Below are 14421 nucleotides of genomic sequence, written 5' to 3'. Positions count from 1 at the left end.
CCCCGCTACATCTGCCGTCCCGATCGGCGGATGGTGGAGGTGATGGGCTCGATGACGTACTGCAGCGCGGTCTGCGAGACGCCCGCGATGTAGACCTCGGCGGGCATGCCCGCCTGGAGCTTGAAGTCGCCGATGGCCCTGAGCGACTCGGCGTCGGCCAGGATCATCACGCTGTAGTAGGGCAGGTTGGTCTGGCGCTCGATCAACCGGTCGCCGGCGACATAGGTCACCTTGCCCGTGACCATCGAGGTGTTGCGGTACTTGAAGGCGGTGAACTTCACCCGCGCGCGCTGGTTGAGGTGCACGTTGCTGATGTCTTCCGGACGGATGCGCGCCTCGATCATCAGCTGGGCGTCGCTGGGCACGATGTCCGCGATCGCCTCCCCGGGCCCGACCACCGCGCCGGGCGAGGTGAACTTCAGGTCGATCACTTCGCCGCTGGCCGGGGCCACGACGACCTGCCGCTGCGCCGCGTCGTTCGACTTGCGCTGCTCCTGCTCGATCTCGCCCAGGCGCTGGGTGGTGGCCTTGAGCTGGTCGCTCGCGGCCTTCACGTAGTCGTTGCGGATCGACTGGATCTTCAGGTCGATCTCCACCAGGCGCTGGGCGGCGCGCGCCAGTTCCGTGCGCCGCTCTTCGAGCTTGGCCGCGTACTCCATCACCACCGATTCGAGCTGGGAGATCCGGCTCGACGAAATGAAGCCTTCCTGGATCAGGCCGCGGTTGGCCTCCAGGTCCTGCCGCTGCAGGACGAGCGAGTTCTGCGCCTGCGCGATCTGCGCGTGCACGGCGACGATTTCCTGCTGCACGCGATCGCGCTGCGTTCTCATGAGCGAGGCCGCGCTGTCCAGCGAATGGCGCTGGGCCTGGAACAACGCCGTTTCCTTGAGCAGGGCCTGACCGATGCGATCGTCCTGCCGGGCCGCGCGCAGCAGGTCTTCGGGGAAGGCGAGCGTCTTGGCGACGGACTGCTCGGCCTCCAGGCGCACCAGCATGGCACGCTCCAGATGGACGCGATAGCTCAGGCGATTGCGGTCGGCGTCCACGCGCACGTCGCCCAGGACCAGGATCGGATCGCCGGCGTTCACATGCTGGCCGTCGCGCACCATGACTTCCCGCACGGTGCCGCCTTCCAGGTGCTGCACCGGACGGCGGTTGAGGTCCACCTTGACGAACGCGGGGGCCACCACCGCCATCGAGAGCGGGGCGAGGCCCATCCACAGGCCCAGGGGCAGGATCGCGCCGAGGATGACCCAGCATCCGCTTCGCGCGAGGCGTCGTGCATGTTCCCGGCTGCTGCGTGGGGCGGCAACGGGGGGCATCGGGAGTGTGGCGGTGCTCATGGTGCGGGGTCCTTGTTCGCAACGGCGGCGCGGCGCTCAGGCGGCCTTCTGGTCCACGATCGCCTGGGCCTGGCGCTGCATGTCGCGCATCACCTCGCTCGCCGGGCCGAACTGCTGGATGCGGCCCGCGGCGAGCACCAGGATCTTGTCCACGTGGGCGATCAGCGAGGGGCGGTGGGTGACGACGACCGAGGTCACGCCCGCCTGGCGCAGGCCGCTCATCGCCTGGGCGAGTGCGACTTCTCCCGCGCCGTCTAGGTTGGAGTTCGGCTCGTCCAGGATCACCAGCTGCGGGTTGCCGTACAGCGCACGGGCGAGCGCGATGCGCTGGCGCTGGCCCGGAGACAGCCGCGAGCCGTGTTCGCCCACCGGCGTGTCGTAGCCCTTCGGGAGGGTCAGGATCATCTCGTGCGCATTGGCGCGCACGGCGGCGGCAACCACCGCTTCGGAGTCCACCTTGTCCAGGCGCGCGATGTTGTCCGCCACGCTGCCGTCGAAGAGCTCGACGTCCTGGGGCACGTAGCCGATGTAGGGGCCCAGATCTTCGCGCGGCCAGTACGACACGTCGGCACCGTCCAGGCGGACCTTGCCGCTGCTGGGGCGCCACACGCCCGTGAGCACGCGCGCGAGGGTCGACTTGCCGGCCGCGCTCGGGCCGACGATGGCCAGGGCCTCGCCCGGCGCCAGGGCGAAGACGATGTTCGAGAGCACCAGGGTCTCCGAGCCGGCCGCGCGGTACGAGATGTTCTCCGCGCTCAGGCGTCCTTCGGGGCGTGGCATGGCGACATGCGGCTCGGTGCGCTCGAAGTCCTTCGACAGTTCCTGCAGGCGCCCGTAGGCCGCCCGCGCCTCGATCAGCGTGCGCCAGCTGCCCACGAGCTGCTCCACCGGCTGCACCGCGCGGCCCAGCAGGATGCTGGTGGCGATCATCACGCCGGCGGAAGCCTGCTGGCTCAGCACCAGGTACGCGCCCAGGGCCAGCATGAGAATCTGGATGGCCTGGCGCGCGGCCTTGGTCCCGGCGGTGAACGCCACGGTGCTGCGGCTGGCGCTGGTCTGCATGGCGGCGATCTGGTCCTGCAGCGCCCGCCAGCGCACCAGCAGGCGCTGTGTCATTCCCAGGGCCTGCAGCACTTCGGCGTTGCGCAAGGAACTCTCGACGTATTGCGCGGCGCGTCGCCCTTCGTTCTGCAGGGTTTCGAGCGACCGGCGGCTGATGCGGTCGTTGAGCCAGGCCAGGCCGAGCATGAGGAGCGCGGAGAACGCAGCGCCCACGCCGAGCGCGGGGTGGAACATCCAGATCACGAACACGTACACGAACACCCAGGGCGCATCGAACACCGCGATCAGGCCATTGGCGGAAAACACGGCGCGAAGCGCGGCCACGTCGCGGATTCCTTCTGTCCTCACGCCGCTCGGGGCGCGTGCGGCGCGCTCCACGATGGCGTTCACCACCGGTGGGGAGAGTCGCTCGTCCACCATGATGCCCACCACGTTCTGCAGCCGGGTTCGCAGGTAGTCCAGCAGCAGCAGGATGAACAGCGCCACGCCGGTCCCGGCGAGCAGCACCAGCAGCGTTTCATGGCTGCTGGTCGAGATGACCCGGTCGAACACCTGCAGGGTGAAGAACGCGGGCACCAGGAACAGCAGGTTGATGAAGAAGGAGAACGCCGCGATGTACAGCAGCAGCGGTCGCAGTTCCATCCACAGGGTTTTCATGTGCGTCTCCTGTGGTTCTGTGGGGCGTTGCTCAGTTGACCTGCGGGTCCTGGGCCGCGGCCTGCGCCGCGGCTTCCAGCGACTTCACCCGCCGCACCAGCCGGTCGATGGTCACCATCTGCGCCGAGTAGGCGCGCGACAGTTGTTGGGTCGCGTCGCACAGGCCCTGGATGGCGACGCTCAGCTCGTCCTTCTTCGCGTTGACCATGCCGATGCGCGACATGATCAACGTCGCCACCTCGCGCGGGTCGGAGATGGAACGAGGGGCCTGCTGCGGGCTTGCGTTGTTTTTCTCGTCCATGTCGTTCTCCGTGGTCAAGGTCGTTGAAACGTCGGCGGTGCTCATGCCGACAGCACGAAATCGGCCTGCGTGATGGTGTTCGTTCCCACCCCGTTCACGCCCATCAGCAGGATGCTTTCCAGGCCGTCGAACTCGACCAGCGTGTCGGCGCCCAGGTCGGTGATGGACACGTTGGCGGCAAAGTTGCCGGCGTTGATCCCCATCGCGGAGATGTTCAGCCGGTCCTGCCCGTTGAGCAGGTTCCCGCTGGCATCGAAGCCGAGGATCGTGTCGTTGCCGAACCCCGGCGCGAACACGAAGACGTCGTCTCCCGTTCCGCCGTCCATGGTGTCGTTGCCCGTGCCGCCGGTCAGCCGGTCCGCGCCCGCCCCGGTGCTGAGGGTGTCGTTGCCGCCACCGCCATCCACCACGTTCGCGGAATTCAGGAGCGCCACGGGCGCGAAGCTGATGTTGTCGTTGCCCTGGCTGCCGATCACGTTCTCCACCGAGCTCAGCGTGTCGGTGCCGGTCTCGGCGCTGGTGGCGGAGGTCGGCGTGACCGTCGCACCGGCCGAGGTGGCGGACAGGTCGTAGGTGTCGTTGCCGGCGCCGCCGGCGTAGCCGTCGTTGCCGTCGCCCACCGTGGCGATGAAGGTGTCTGCGCCCGCATCGCCGTCCACCGTGTCGCTGTCCAGCCCGCCCGTGAGCCTGTCGTCGCCCGCCTGGCCGTTGATGGTGTCGTTGCCCGAGCCACCCAGCACGATGTCGTCGCCGGCGCCGGCACTGATGGTGTCGTTGCCGCCCTGGCCGTCGATGAAGTTCGCGCCGCCATTGACGACGATGATGTCGTTGCCCTGGCTGCCGATGATGTTCTCCATCGTGTTGAGCGTGTCGGTGCCGATCTGCGCGCTCGTGGCGAGGTTGACCGTCACCGTCGCGCCGGCCGTGGTGGCCGACAGGTCGTAGGTGTCCACGCCGGCCCCGCCGACATAGCTGTCGTTGCCGTCGCCGATCGTCGCGACGAAGCGGTCGTCGCCGCCGCCGCCGTTCAGCGCGTTGGCACCGGTGTTGCCGGTCAGCGTGTCGTTGCCGGCACCACCGGTCACGTTCTCGATGTTCGCCACCGATTCGAAGCCCGTGGCCGTGCCGGTGGCCAGGTTCACGGTGACGGCCGTGGTCGTGGCGCCGTAGCTCAGGGTATCGACGCCGCCCTGGAGGTCGGCCGTGACCGCCTCGATGCCGGTGACGGTGCCGCCCGCCAGGGACGCGATCGCCGTTCCCGTCAGCACCACCGCGAGCGTCTGGCCCAGCGCCGTGCCGGCGATGTTCAGCCGGTCGTTGGCACCCGCGCCGCCGTTGATCGTGTCGGCGCCGTCGCCGACGAGGTAGTGGAAGAGGTCGTCTCCCGCGCCGCCGTCGACCGTGTCGTTGCCGGCGCCGCCGGTGAGCGTGTCGTTGCCCTCGCCACCGGTCACGGTGTCGTTGCCGCCGCCGGCGTCGATGACATCGTTGCCGCCCTGGCCGTCGATCACGTTCGCACCGCCGTTGACGACGATGCTGTCGGCGCCCTGGCTGCCGATGAAGTTCTCGATGGAAGACAGCGCATCGGTGCCCGTCTGCGCGCCCGTGGCGGTCGTCGGGGTGATGGTCACGCCCGCGGAAACCGCGGACAGGTCCAGCGTATCGGTGCCGCCGCCGCCAACGTAGCTGTCGTTGCCGTCGTTCACCGTCGCGACGAAGCGGTCGTCGCCGCCGCCGCCGTTGAGCACGTTGGCCAGCGCATTGCCCACGAGCACGTCGGCGCCGCCGCCTGTCGTCACGTTCTCGATGCCGGCGATCGAGGTGAAGCCCGAGGCCGTTCCGGCCGTGAGGTTCACCGAGATGGCGGCGGCGCTGGTGTAGGTCAGCGTGTCCACGCCGGCCAGCAGGTCGGCCGTGACCGATTCGACATTGCTCACCGTGCCGCCGGCCACCACCGTGAGCGCGGTGCCGTTGTAGCTCACCGCGAGCGCGTCGGCCGCCGCCGTTCCGATGACGTTCAGGGTGTCCAGCCCCGCGCCGCCGTCGACGGTGTCCGTGCCTTCGCCCATCGTGTAGTTGATGGTGTCGTTGCCGCCGCCGCCGGCGATGCTGTCGCTGCCCGCGCCGCCGTCGATGAGGTCGTCCTGGCCGAGGCCGTTGATGGCGTCCGCGCCGCCGCCGCCGAAGATCACGTCCTGGCCTTCAGTGCCCGTGAGGACCTGGGCGGCGTTGTTGGCCGCGATGAAGTCGCCCGTGACCACGGTGGCCGCGGAGCGCACCGTCTCGAGCGCGCCCGCATCGTCCGTGAAGCTCACCGTCAGGCGCAGTTCGCGGTTGACCTGGTCGGCGCCCGGTGTGAAGGTCGCCAGGGTGGCGCCCGCGATGGGCGTGAACCCGGCGGCGCCGCCGCCGACGCCCGTGTTGACGGCCTGTTCCCACTGGTAGCTGAAGACGGCGCCCGTCAGCCCGTCCACGTCGCTGATGCCGAGGGTCGATGCCGTCAGCAACTGGCCTTCGGTCGGCGTGGTGTCGCTGATGGTTGGCTGCCCGGTGGCCGCGGCGTTGAGGGCCAGCGGCGCGGTCGTGGCGGAGTACACGTTCTCCAGCACGTCGTTGGCATCCTTGTAGACCGCCCGCACGCGCAGCGCCAGGCCGAGCTCGAAGGTCCGCGGCGTGAAGCTCGTGCCCGTGGCCCGCGCCACTTCGCCGCCGGCGTTCTCGATCAGGATGTCCTCGAAGATGCCGGGGCGGACCTCGGCCTGCCAGAAGTAGGCGATGGGGCCGGTGATCGCACCGTCGGGGTTGGTCGCGCTGACGTTGTCCGGGTCGGTCACGCCCAGGGCCGACACGGTGAGGGTCGCGCCCAGGGTGGGCGTGGTGTCGCTGAGGGTCAGCTGGCCTTCGGGATCGAGGTTGAAGCCTTCTTCCGCAATGAACGCCGCGCCATCGGAGAACTGCAGGCGCTCGATGTTGCGCACCACGTCGATGCCGTCGGCGCCGGCCACGCCGTCCACGACATGGCTGATGCGCCAGACATCGTTTTCGAGGAAGGTGATCTCGTAGTTGCCGAAGACGTCCGAGAAGACGGCCGTGTCGAAGTCAGGCGCATCCGACATCAGGATCTCGCGGGCAATGGTGAGTTGACCCGGGTTGTAGGTGCCGTCGAAGACGCGCCCCTGCAGCTCGAGGTCGGTCATGGTGTCATAGCTCGCGATCTCGGCGCCGGTTCCGTCGGCGTTCTCCCGCACGCTGATGCGCACGTTCAGCCAGGCATCGCCGTCGATGATGTCGTTGCCGCCGCGGCCCTCCAGCAGGTCGCTGCCGCCGCCGCCCAGGATGATGTTGCCGGCGAACGAAGTCACCGGTCCGCCCATTTCCATGCCGACACCGAGCACCTGGTCCAGGAGGCCCTGCAGGCCGTCGATGAGTTCGATGTGGGTCAGCACGCTGCCCGTGGTGCCCGACAGCGCCATCGCGGCCGCATCGTTGTCGTCGCCGCGCAGGACGTCGGCATGCGCCGAGCCCGACATGCCCTCGACCGAAGTGAACCGCGCCAGCACGGTCGCGTTCGAGATCGGCACGGGCGTCTCGTCGAAGGCACGAAGGAACAGGTCGGCCGTGACGCCGAAGGCGTCGTCCTTGAACCCGGCCCAGTCGAAGCCGGAGCCGCCTTCGTAGCGGTCCACCTGCCCGCCGTTGCCGAACATGATGTCGTCGCCGCCTTCGCCGTCCATCCGGTCGGAGATCGAGTTGCCGATGAAGACGTCGTGGCCCACCACCTGGTCGCGGGCGAAGGCGTCGAAGTTCTCGCCGGCGCTGCCGTCGGCCATGCCTTTCTCGATCCAGTCGTCGCCTTCGTTGCCGAACACGAACTCGTTGCCGCGGGCGCCGAGGATGAAGTCGTTGCCCGTGCCGCCGAACGCCTCGGATGGGTCTTCACCGGTGACGATGAAGTCGTTGCCGTGGCCACCCAGGATCAGGTTGATGCCGTTGCCGCCGTGGATGGCGTCGTTGCCGTCGCCGCCCTGCATGTTGTCGTCGCCACCCAGGTCCGTCATGATGTCGTCGCCGGCCCCGCCGAAGACGAAGTCGTTGCCGTCCCCGCCTTCGAGCCGGTCATTGCCGGCGTCGCCCCAGAGCGTGTCGTCGCCGATGCTGGAAATGATGGTGTCGTTGCCCGCGGTACCGCCCAGAACGACGTGGTCCTCACCGCTGTACTGCAGGTAGTTCGGATCGGCCGCTTCGGTGCCGGGGTTGTTGCGCAGCACCAGTGGCGTCAGGCTGCCTTCGGCCGTCGGATCGTCGCGCCCGTCGAGCCCCAGACCCGTGAACTGCCGGGACGGGTCCACCTCCAGCGTGAACCCCGGCGTCGTGAAGATGTCGCCAGGCAGGTGCTCGACATCGGTGTTGGCCATCACCAGCCGGGCGAAGGAGTTGTTCTCCAGCTCGGTGAGGAAGTTCAGGCCCTGCGTGCGCTCCAGGTAGTAGAAGCGGTCGCCGTCCTGCAGCTTCTCCATCTGCTCCTCGAAGACGAAATTGAAGGTCGAACCCAGCAGGCCGCCGAACGGCATCTGCTTTTCGGCCAGGCCGCCGATCCACAGGTCGATGTCGTCGACGCCGGTGGTCGTGATGCCGGCCTCGTCGGCGTAGGCATTGCGTCCGTACAGGAAGTCGAGCCGGTCCTCCGGCGCACCGATGCCGCCATAGACCAGCGCCACCGCCGCCGCGCGCTTCTCGATCAGGGTGTCGGCGGCGGCCAGGCTGGCGTGCACGCCATAGGCCGCAATGAAGTTGACCACCGAGGCCTCATGCTTGATGTGCTGCATGAAGTCGACCCAGTTCGCGTAGGGCTTGAGCTGGCTGTCGCCGGTCACGCTGTAGAAGTCGCGCCGCGCGGCGTTGAGTGTCGGCACGCCGGTGTCGCGCCCGCGCACGATGTTGATCGTCGCCAGGTCGAGCGGCAGGCCGAGCAGGTTGTTGCGCAGGGCCTCGGTCACGAACTCGTCGATCTCGTTGCCCTGTTGCCGCGTGAGGCCGCGCGCGAGCGCGCCGGCCGCTTCATCCGCCGTGATGCCGCTGGCGGCGAACGCGAGCGGATTGAGGAAGGCCTCGATCAGCCCGAGCTGCTGGGTGGGGTCGGCCGTGCCGCCGATCACGTTGAAGTCGGCGTCGAAGCGGTCCACCGTCTCCGTCAGCATCGAGTGGCCGAAGCGGTACACCGTGTGGGCGAACTCGGCGACGATCGACGGATCGATCTCGGTGTCGTAGACCTGGGTGGCGGCAAAGAAGATGTCGATCTGCGGCTGCACCTTGCGCGCGAACTCTTCGAACACCAGGTGCTGGTACTGCATCTCGGTGCCGAAGCGGGCCGCCTGGAACAGGCGCTCGCCGTCCCACGAGCCATCGGGCAGGTGCCATTCGGCAATGAAGGCCGCGTCGCCCGACGCCATGATCACCGCCTTGGTGTGTTCGACCAGCCGGTTGTGCTCGGCGTGGAACACATGGTGAATGCTGGTCAGCGCGATGTTCTCGTTGACCCGGCCGTCGCCGGCGATGTAGTGCGCATCGAGCAGTTCGTCGTCGTAGAAGCCCGCGGCCGGTGTGCCGCCGATCTGGTCGTCGGCATCGGCCGTCAGCGCGACGCCCTGGCTGTTCACCGGGTTGGCGGTGTGGGCGATGTCGGCCAGGAACACGTGGCCCGTGCGCACGGCCAGGCTTGCATCGATCGGCGCGCCCGGCGAGCCCGAGGCCAGCCTGCCGCCGGCCTGCAGCACGATCTGCGCGAAGCCGGTCACCGGGTCGGGAATGAAGTTGCCGTACTCGTCGGCCGCCAGCAGCGGCAGGTTGAGCGCGTCGGCATTGTCCAGCGCGATGCCCAGCAGGTCGCGCGCCTGCGCCTTGACCACCGCCCAGGTGGCCATGCCGCCCAGCTCGATGTCGTCGGCCGTGCCGAAGAGGCCGTCGGCACCGAGGTCGCGGTTGGTGATCAGCCGCCCGGTGGCGACCGGCTTGCCGTCGGCGTTGAGCTCATAGGCGCGCAGGAAGACCTGGTGCGAGGGGTGCGACGTGTAGGTCTGGTTCTGGTCGATGAAAGGCGTCGTGAGGTTCGTGGCCTCGTGCGTGGTGTCGTCCGCGGTGCCCATGACGCCGTCGGCGCCGGGTCCGGCAACCTGGGTGGCGCGCGTCAGCACCAGGAAGTTGCTGTTGCTGCCCGACACATAGAGCGGATCGTCGGGCTGCAGCGGGACGAAGATGGTGCCGTTGCCGCCCTTGGCCACGAGGTCCAGGCCGTGGTCGAAGAACTGGCCGAAGAAGGTCATGAAGGCGTTGAACGGTGCCGACAGGCCCTCGTCCGGCGCGGTGTTCGGAATGACCAGCAGGGTGCCGACGGGAATCGCCACGCCGTCCAGGTCGTACAGGACACCGTCCACCAGCGTGCCCAGGCCCGCGTCGACGAATGCGCTCACCGCCGCCGGGTTGTTGCTCGTCATGTCGACGATCAGGTTGCTGATGATGCGCGGGTCGGCGTCCACCACATTGCCGCTGGGGCCGTAGTCCGTGTTGGTGAGCGTGCCCCCCGGGCCGAGGTTGATGCTGTCACCGTCCTGGTCGTTGCGGAACACCGGATCGACCAGGCGCGGGAACACCTGGTCCGCGGCGCCGAAGCCGGACTGGCCCTGCACCAGGTTGTTGTAGGAGCCGTCCACCGTGCGCAGGCCCAGCGGTGCGCGCGCGTTGTCCAGGATGTCGGTCAGCGCCTCGCCGCTCGCGTGCCGCTCCGAGATCTTGATCTGCTCCAGGATGAACTGCAGGTCGGACTGCAGGAAGCGCACGCCCGCGCTGTCGACCAGCGCGGAGGAGGGCGGCGGCGCCGGCGGCACGACGGCCGCCACGCCGGTGACCGCCGCGGTGGGCGTGGAGTACACGGTTTCCAGCACGCCGTCGGCATCGCGGTACACGGCCCGCACCCGGATGGCCAGGCCGTCGAAGGGTGCGGTGACCCGGAAGGTCGTGCCGTTCACCGTGGCGGGCTGGCCGCCGCCCAGGTCGATGATGTCGCGGAACACGCCCGGTGCGCGCGTCGGGTCGGCCTCGTACTGCCATGTGTAGCTGATCGGCCCGGTGACGGTGCCGCCAGGATTGTCTGCATCGGTGAGGGCGGCCGACACGCTCAGGAGCTGGTTGATCTGCGGCGTGTCGTCGCTGATCGTGACCGAGCCGCCCGGCGCGTTGTTGCTGCCGGACAGCAGCTGGACGGTGTCGGAAAACTGCAGCCGCTCGATGTTGCGCAGGATGTCGGTGCCGTCGGTGCCGACGTTGTCGGTGACGGTGGTGCGGCCATCGGCGCCGGTGGTGACGGTGTAGTTGGCGCGCAGCCCGGAGAACATCGCGGTGTCGTAGTCGGCGCTGTCGGACATCAGGATCTCGCGCACGATGCTGAGCTGGCCCGGGTTGATCTCGCCCGAGAGCATGCGCGGCACCAGCTCCTTCAGGCTGTCGACGCTGGTGAGGCCGGGCACGCCCGAGACGGCGATGCGCACGTTGAGCCAGGCGTCGCCGTCGATGATGTCGTTGCCGCCGCGCCCTTCGATGAGGTCGCTGCCGTCGCCGCCCAGGATGATGTTGCCTTCGCCGAACGAGGTCATGCCCGCGGGCAGCAGGCCTTGCAGGCCGTCGATCAGCGCGATGTTGGTGAGCACGCTGCCGGTCCAGCCGGCCTGCAGGATCTCGACGGCGTCGGCGTCGTCGCCGCGCAGGAAGTCGGCGAAAGCCGATCCCGACAGGCCTTCGGTGAAGGCGAAGCGGTCCATCATCGCGGCGTTCGAGTTGACCACCGGGGGCACCACGAAGTCGTTGACGATCATGTCGGCGGTCACGCCGTACTTGTCGAACTTGTAGCTGGCCCAGTCGAAGCCGGAGCCGCCGTCGAAGTGGTCTTCGCCGTCGGAGCCGGTGAAGATGTCGTCACCGCCTTCGCCGATCAGCTCGTCGAAGCCGCCGCCGGAGATCAGGACGTCGTTGCCGATGACGCTGTCTTGCACGAGCGGATCGAAACTGTCGCCGGTGGTGCCGTCCTGGGTTCCCAGCTCGATCCAGTCGTGGCCCTCGTTGCCGAATGTCGGCAGGTTGCCCTTGCTGCCCAGGACGAAGTCGTTGCCCTGGCCGGCAAAGACTTCGGAAACGTCCTCGCCGGTGATGATGAAGTCGCTGCCGTCCCCGCCGATGATGAGGTTCGCGCCGTTGCCGCCGTGGATGACGTCGTTGCCCTCGTTGCCCTTGAGCACGTCGTCGCCGCCGCGGTCCGTGATGATGTCGTCGCCCGCGCCGCCCTCGACCTGGTCGTTGCCGTCGCCGGACTCGATGCGGTCGTTGCCGCCGTCGCCGTAGATGGTGTCGTCGCCGATGCTGGCGATCAGGGTGTCGTTGCCGGCGGAGCCGCCGAGCACCACGTGTTCGTCGCCCGTGTAGCGCAGGTAGGTGGTCTCCACGGCCGCGGTCGTGGGATCGTCACGGATCACCAGCGGGGTGAGTTCGGTGCCGCCCTCGGTCGGGTCGCCGTGGCCGTCCACGCCGATGCCGGTGAACTGGCGCAGCGGGTCGACCTCGAGGATCAGGCCCGGGGTCGAGAAGATGTCGGCCGGCAGGTGCGTGGCGTCGGTGTTGAGCATCACCAGCTTGGCGAAGGTGTTGTTCTCCAGTTCGGTGAGGAAGTTGAGGCCGGCCAGACGCGAGAGGTAGTAGAAGCGGTCGCCGTTCTGCAGCGCCTCCATCTGCGACTCGAAGACGAAGTTGAAGGTCGAGCCCAGCAGGCCGCCGAAGGGCATCTGCTCTTCGGCCAGGCCGCCGATCCACAGGTCGATGTCGTCCACGCCCGTGGTGGTGACACCGCCGACCATCGCGTAGATGCCCGTGCTGTTCAGGAAGGCGAGCCTGTCGGCTTCGTCTGCAACGAAGCTGCGCTCCGCGGCCGTGCCGGCGTTGAGAACCACGGTGCCGCCGAAGACGAGTGCGGCCGCCACGGCCCGCTTCTCGGCCATCGTGTCGACGTCCGCGGCGGTCAGCGCGCCATGCGTGCCGTACGCCGCAATGAAGTTGATGACGGAGGCCTCGTGCTTGAGGTGCTGCGTGAGGTCGACCCAGCTCGTATAGGGCTTGAGCTGCGGGTCCGCGGTCGAGGTGTAGAACTCCCGGCGCGCTTCGTTGAGCGTGGGAATGCCGGTGTCCCGGCCGCGTGCGATGTTGATGGCGGCGAGGTCCAGCGGCAGGCCCAGGAGCTGGTTGCGCACCGCGTCGGTGACGAACTCGTCGATCTCGTTGCCCACCTGCCGGGTCATGCCGCGCACGATGGCGCCGGCCGCCTGCTCCGGCGTCAGGGCGCCGTCGTTGTTGAACCCGATCGGGTTGAGGAAGGCATCGACCAGCGCGAGATCGCTCGACAGGAAATTGGGGTCCAGCCGGTCCACGGTCTCGGTCAGCATCGTGTGGCCGACGCGGAAGACCGCGTGTGCGAACTCGGCGACGATCGCCGGATTGATCGTCGTCTGGTAGTTGGTTTCGGCCAGGAACTCGTCGACGGCCGGCTGCATCTTGCGCGCGAACTCTTCGAACACCAGGTGCTGGTACTGCATCTCCGTCGCGAAGCGCGCGGCCTGGAAGATGCGCTCGCCGTTCCATGAGCCGTCGGGCAGCTGCCATGAGGCGATGAACGCAGCGTCGCCGGTGGCCAGGACGGTGGCCTTGATCTCTTCGGCCTGCCGGTTGTGCTCGGAGTGGAAGACGTGGTGGACGGAGGTCAGGGCGATGTTCTCGTTGCCGCGGCCGTCGCCGGTGATGAAGTGGCGGTCCAGCAGCTCGTTGTCATAGGTGCCGGGTTCCGAGAGGCCGATGGCCGAGTCGCTGTCGGGCGCCAGCACGCCGCCCACGAACACGGGCGCCGCGGCATGCGCGATGTCGTTCAGGAAAGCATGGCCGGTGCGAACGCCCACGCTGGCATCGATGGGCGCGCCGGGCGTGCCCGAGGCGAGCCCGTTGCCGTCCGGGTCCAGCGGCCCGCCGACGTCGGCGGCTCGCAGCACGATCTGCGCGAAGCCGGTCACGGGATCGGGAATGAACTTGCCGAACTGGTCCGTCGCCAGCAGGGGCAGGTCCAGCACGTCGGCGTCGTCGAGCTGGATGCCGAGCATCAGCGCCTGCGCCTTGACCTGGGCCCAGTTGGCAAGGCCGCCGTCGGCGCCATCGAGCAGGCTGCCCGTGGCCACCGGACGGCCGTTGGCGTCGAGCACGTACTCGCGCAGGAACACCTGGTGCGAGGGATGCGAGGTGTAGGTCTGGTTCTGGTCGACGAAGGGCGTGGTCTGGTTGGTCTGGTCGCCGTTCGCATCGCGCGTGGCGCGCGACAGGATCATGAAATTGGGGGCGCCGGGGGTCGTGTCGAACAAGGGGTCGTCCGGCTGCAGCGGCATGAAGATCATCTCGGTGCTGCTCTTGTTGACCAGGTCGAGGCCGTGGTCGAAGAACTGGCCGAAGAAGGTGAACCATGAATTGAAGGGCGCCGAGAGGCCTTCGTCGGGGCTGGTGTTCGGAATCTCCAGCAGCGTGCCGGGGGGAATGACGACGCCCTGGAGGTCGTACAGGACGCCGGCTGCGTCGAGCGTTCCGAGGCCCGCGGCCACGAAGGCGCTCACCGCCGCGGGGTTGTTGCTGGTCATGTCGGCGACCAGGTTGCTGATCAGCCGCGGGTCGGCATCGACCACGTTCCCGGCGCTGCCGTAGTCCGTGTTGGTGATCCCTGCGAAGGCGTCGTCCTGCTCGTTGCTGTAGGTCTGAGGCACCAGCTGCGGGAACGGGTTGTCTGCGGAGCCGTAGTCGCTCTGGCCCGGCATCAGGTTGTTGTACGACCCGTCGACCGTCCGGAGGCCGAAAGGCGCAAAGGCGTTCGGGACCAGGCTGGCGGGGTCCGCTCCCGCTGCTTGTGCTTCCGCAATGAGAATTTGTTGAAGAATGAATTCGAGATCGGACCTGATCAGCGTGGCCATTTCTATTCTCCTCAAGACGAAC

General features: G+C 68.3%; 4 protein-coding genes. All 4 read right to left on the bottom strand.

Annotated elements, in window-relative coordinates:
* Positions 1-5: 5 nt before the first annotated feature.
* From AC07O4_RS19340 to AC07O4_RS19325, 4 genes are read right to left on the bottom strand one after another with little or no spacing between them, the layout of a single operon-like run.
* Entirely contained in the window at positions 6-1343 is a 1338-nt protein-coding gene (locus AC07O4_RS19340) for an HlyD family type I secretion periplasmic adaptor subunit (RefSeq protein WP_070059823.1), read from the bottom strand.
* A 36-nt stretch (positions 1344-1379) separates the two neighbouring features.
* Positions 1380-3062 carry a type I secretion system permease/ATPase gene (locus AC07O4_RS19335; RefSeq protein WP_495305370.1) on the bottom strand — a complete coding sequence of 561 codons (1683 nt, stop codon included), beginning with the start codon at positions 3060-3062 and terminating at the stop codon, positions 1380-1382.
* Positions 3063-3093: 31 nt separating this feature from the next.
* The gene (locus tag AC07O4_RS19330; protein WP_143599160.1) at positions 3094-3363 is read right to left on the bottom strand and encodes a hypothetical protein; all 270 of its coding nucleotides are present in this window, start codon (positions 3361-3363) and stop codon (positions 3094-3096) included.
* 41 nt (positions 3364-3404) lie between these two features.
* Positions 3405-14399: a peroxidase family protein gene (locus AC07O4_RS19325; RefSeq protein WP_495305369.1), complete on the bottom strand. Its 10995-nt coding sequence runs from the start codon at positions 14397-14399 to the stop codon at positions 3405-3407.
* Between the last annotated feature and the right edge of the window lie 22 nt (positions 14400-14421).

The organism is Variovorax sp. GW821-FHT09D04 (assembly GCF_059416405.1).
This window is presented reverse-complemented; position numbering and strand designations above follow the sequence as displayed.